5 protein-coding genes are annotated in these 3,914 nt (G+C 69.9%); 3 read left to right on the top strand and 2 right to left on the bottom strand.

Annotation, left to right across the window (positions count from 1 at the left end; all coding sequences use genetic code 11):
• Positions 1-773, bottom strand: a 773-nt coding sequence (locus Q1K57_RS12950) for a BadF/BadG/BcrA/BcrD ATPase family protein (protein WP_300083327.1), incomplete at its 3' end; no start/stop codon positions are given.
• Between the two features lie 74 nt (positions 774-847).
• Between Q1K57_RS12950 and Q1K57_RS12945 the strand changes: the two genes are divergently transcribed.
• The gene (locus Q1K57_RS12945) at positions 848-1,426 is read left to right on the top strand and encodes a TetR/AcrR family transcriptional regulator (RefSeq protein WP_300083326.1); all 579 of its coding nucleotides are present in this window, start codon (positions 848-850) and stop codon (positions 1,424-1,426) included.
• Positions 1,427-1,570: 144 nt separating this feature from the next.
• Entirely contained in the window at positions 1,571-1,945 is a 375-nt protein-coding gene (locus Q1K57_RS12940) for a hypothetical protein (RefSeq protein WP_300083325.1), read from the top strand.
• A gap of 581 nt (positions 1,946-2,526) precedes the next feature.
• Here Q1K57_RS12940 and Q1K57_RS12935 read toward each other — a convergent pair.
• Positions 2,527-2,934 (bottom strand): pilus assembly protein CpaE, encoded by a 408-nt coding sequence (locus tag Q1K57_RS12935; RefSeq protein ID WP_300083324.1) that lies wholly within the window; start codon positions 2,932-2,934, stop codon positions 2,527-2,529.
• Between the two features lie 167 nt (positions 2,935-3,101).
• On the opposite strand from Q1K57_RS12935, the gene Q1K57_RS12930 reads away from it, so the two are divergent.
• Positions 3,102-3,914, top strand: an 813-nt coding sequence (locus Q1K57_RS12930) for an ABC transporter substrate-binding protein (RefSeq protein WP_300083323.1), incomplete at its 3' end; no start/stop codon positions are given.

Raw genomic sequence — 3,914 nt, 5'->3', positions numbered from 1 at the left:
CCGGCGGCGAGCATGGCGGCGCCGAGGGCGACGTAGAGCTGGGCGTCCGGCGGGGTGGTGAAGGTGGCGACGGAGCCGGCGAGCGACCGCTCGTACGCCTTGCGCAGCTCGGGCAGGAAGTGCAGCGGGCCGCCGAGGAAGAGCAGGTTGCCCTTGATCGGACGCCCGCACGCGAGCCCGGCGATCGTCTGCGTGGCGACCGCCTGGAACACCGACGCCGCCAGGTCGGTGTGGGCGGCGCCCTGGTTGATGAGGGGCTGGAGGTCGGTCTTGGCGAACACGCCGCAGCGGCTGGCGATCGGGTAGATGTTCTCGTGGTTGGCCGCGAGTTCGTTGAGGCCGGGGGCGTCCGTGTGGAGCAGCGTCGCCATCTGGTCGATGAACGCGCCCGTGCCGCCCGCGCAGGTCCCGTTCATGCGCTGCTCGGGGGTGGGTTTGAGATAGGTGATCTTGGCGTCCTCGCCGCCGAGCTCGATGACGACGTCGGCCTCGGGGTGGCGGCGCTCCACGGCCTCGGTGGCGGCCACGACCTCCTGGACGAAGGCGACGCCCATCAGTTGGGCCACACTCAAGCCGCCCGAACCGGTGACGGCGACGCGCATGGGCCGGCCGCCGAACGTGTCGGCGATCTCACCGACCAGGGTGCGGAGCTCGCCGCGGACGTCGGCGTGGTGGCGGCGGTAATCGGAGTACAGGGTGCGGTCGGCGTCCAGGACGACGGCTTTCACGGTGGTCGACCCGATGTCGAGCCCCAGCGCCAGCTCGTCGCCCATGGTTAACGCCTCCGTAACCGAATGATCGTTCTAGTACTACGCAGAGTAGTGTGTGGATATGGAAAGGGGAAGGGGTGCCCAGAACGACCTCCAAGCGCGATGACATCATCGCTGCGGCCGCGGCACTGATCCGCGGCAAGGGCGTCCATGCGGCGTCCATCAAGGCGATCATCGACGCCTCGGGCGCCTCCGCCGGCACGATCTACCACCACTTCAAGAACAAGAACGACATCGTCCTGGCGGTCGCGCAGCACGCTATAGCGGAGCCGATCACGACGATCCTGACGCGACCGCGCAGTGGGCCGCTCTCCCCCGGGCTGCTGTTCCGCGAGGTGTCCGAGGCGGTCCTGGGGGGACACATCGACTCGGCGCTGATCGTGCAGCTGTGGGCCGGGTCGTCCACCGACCCCGAACTCAACGCCATGCTGCACGGCCTCATGGTGGCCGTGCGCAACGTCCCCGTGGAGTTCATCGCCGCGTGGCTGCTCGAGAACGGTGCGACGGAAGCCGAGGCGTCCGCCCGCGCACTGCCGCTCGCGCAGGTGGCGGTGGGCCAAGCCATGGGCTTGTTGGCCCAGCGCACCCTGGACCCCTCCCTCGAGCGGGATGCCTACCTTCACGAAGCCGCACGCATGCTGGACCAGATGCGCTGACCCTCGGACCCCGCCGTTCGCGCCTGCCGAGACCGATGGTCGAGCCTGTCGAGGCCCACCCGCGGTCGAGCCCGTGGAGCCCGCGCCCATGGACTCACCCGGCGAGGTCCGACCTCACCACGCTACCGACGCCTCCTCGCGGGCGTGCACATCGCTACTGCGCACGCCGGCGACCCCTGGACGCCCGCGCGAGAAGCGCTTGCCGGCTCGGTCGCGGGGGCGTGCGTGTCGCACCACTCGGCGGTCCGCCCCTACGGCGGGATCGTGCCCGACGACCCCGCACTGCACGCGAGCGCGCGCGGGGAAGCGGCATCGGTCGCGCAAGGACGGCCCCGTCGTCCACCGCTCGACCCGCACACCGAGCTGGTGGGGTGGCGGCTCCTGGTCGTCGGGGCCGAGGAGATCCACAAGAACCCCGCCGACACCCTCGGCCGCCCCGTCGCCATGCTGCAGCAACGCGGCCTGCCCGTCCCCGTGCTGGGCGACGACTGGCGCCCGCATTTCCCCGACCGCGGATGAGGCCTGGTGCACCAGTCCTCCGCTCCCCGTGCATCCAGGACGCCTCACGCGTACCAGAGCCACTCCATGGCGTGGCCTGCACGCGTTCGGGACCCCTCTGGGGTGCCTAAACACTCCATGGCGTGGTTAGGAACTGCCTGGCGCGTGCGGAAGGCTTTTCACGAAGGCGCGTGCAGATCTGCGCGACGAAAGGCGTCCCCTGGCACCGGTTTCGCAGCACGCAACAGCACACGGGACGCCTTGATCTCGACAAGCTCGACCAGCGGCATCACCCCGCGGCGGCCCGGGCGTACGGAACCCACTCCACGGCGTGGTTCGCCCGTCCAAGACACCTCCCGCGTACCTAAGCCACTCCACGGCGTGGCTCCCTCCTGCTCAGGACGCCTCCGGCGCGATTGAGCCACTCCACAGCGTGGCCACGGACGACTTGGCGGGCGCGGGAGGCCGATCGCGCGAGGCGTGTGCGGGTGCGTGCTGCGAAAGGCGTGCCCTGGCACTGGTTGTGCAGCGCGGGGCTGCACACGGGACACCTCGAGTCCAACGCGCGGCGCTCCACGACGGCCGGCGAAGCGGCGAGGGCCTCACCCCGACCAGTGGGACGCCAGGGCGCGGGCGTAGGCGTCCTCGGCGTCGACGTCCACGTGACGCGAGCCATCGGTGAGGACCACCGCCCAGCCACCGGGGGCGTCCGGGAGCCTCTCGAGACGGGCGAACGCGGCGCCCAATGATGCACGAAGCTGCGACTCTCGCGGCAGCCACAGCACCTCGGACGCCGGGATGCTGTCGAGCGCCCACTCGGTGGTGCCGTTGAACCGGATGAGTCGTCCGCTGGCCAGCTCGGCGATCTCGATGGTCATCTCCGCGACGACGAAGACGCCATCCACTTCGGTGTTCGGCATGACGAAGCGGTCGCCGGCGACGGGCTCCCAATCGATCCGGAGGCGACGCCTCGCGTCGGCCAGTTGGGTCGCCCGCTCGATGCTGATCATCACCGAACGATAACGATCCGACCGAAACGCCCGGAACCCTTGACACGGTGAGAGCGCTCTCACAAAGATGACCCGCAAGTGAGAGCGCTCTCATCCTCAGGTTCGAGCGTCCCCCACCGACCACCGGTCCGAGCATCCGCCCGGGCACGACAAAGGAGTCCCAACTCATGCGCACACGCACCCTGAAGAGCGTGGCCGCGGCAGCAGTCGGCTTGGCACTCGCCCTGACGGCCTGCACGTCCACATCGACCCCCGCCACCTCTGCTTCCGGCTCCGGCACTGCTGCCGGTGGCGATATCGAACTCACCGTCGCTACGTTCAACGAGTTCGGCTACACCGACGAGATGTTCGCCGAGTACGAGGCCTCGCACCCCGGCGTCAAGATCACCCACCAGAAGGCGGGCCAGAGCTCCGAGGCCCACGACAACCTCACGACGCGTCTCGCTGCCGGCGGCTCGGGCCTCCCCGACATCCAGGCCGTGGACGGCGACTGGCTCCCCGAGCTGAAGCCGCTGGCCGACCAGTTCGCCGATCTCTCCAACGCCGACGTCAAGGGCCGCTGGCTCGACTGGGTCGAGGCCCAGGCCACCGTCGACGGCAAGCTCATCGGTGCCGCCACCGACATCGGCCCCGAGGCCACCTGCTACCGCAAGGACCTCTTCGAGGCCGCCGGGCTGCCCTCCGACCGCGATGAGGTCAAGAAGCTCCTCGACGGCGACTGGAACCACTACTTCGAGGTCGGCAAGCAGTTCCACGCCGCCACCCCGAACGTCGGCTGGTTCGACTCCGCGGGCGCCGTCATGAACGCGCGCGTCCAGCATCTGGCGAACCCCTACTCGTCGACGACGGGCACCGAGACGGTCATCCCGCTCGACCAGAACGCCGACGTCAAGGCGCTCTACGACAGCACCCTGCAGGCCGCCGTGGGCGACGGCCTCTCCGCCGGCCTCGGCCAGTGGGGCCAGAGCTGGATGGACGCC

Source organism: Propioniciclava sp., assembly GCF_029977985.1.
Lineage (GTDB): Bacteria > Actinomycetota > Actinomycetes > Propionibacteriales > Propionibacteriaceae > Propioniciclava.
This window is presented reverse-complemented; position numbering and strand designations above follow the sequence as displayed.

What these genes read in the sequence shown, in the direction of transcription:
- Q1K57_RS12935 (WP_300083324.1), bottom strand. Translation starts at nt 2,934, where the DNA reads ATGATCAGCATCGAGCGGGCGACCCAACTGGCCGACGCGAGGCGTCGC.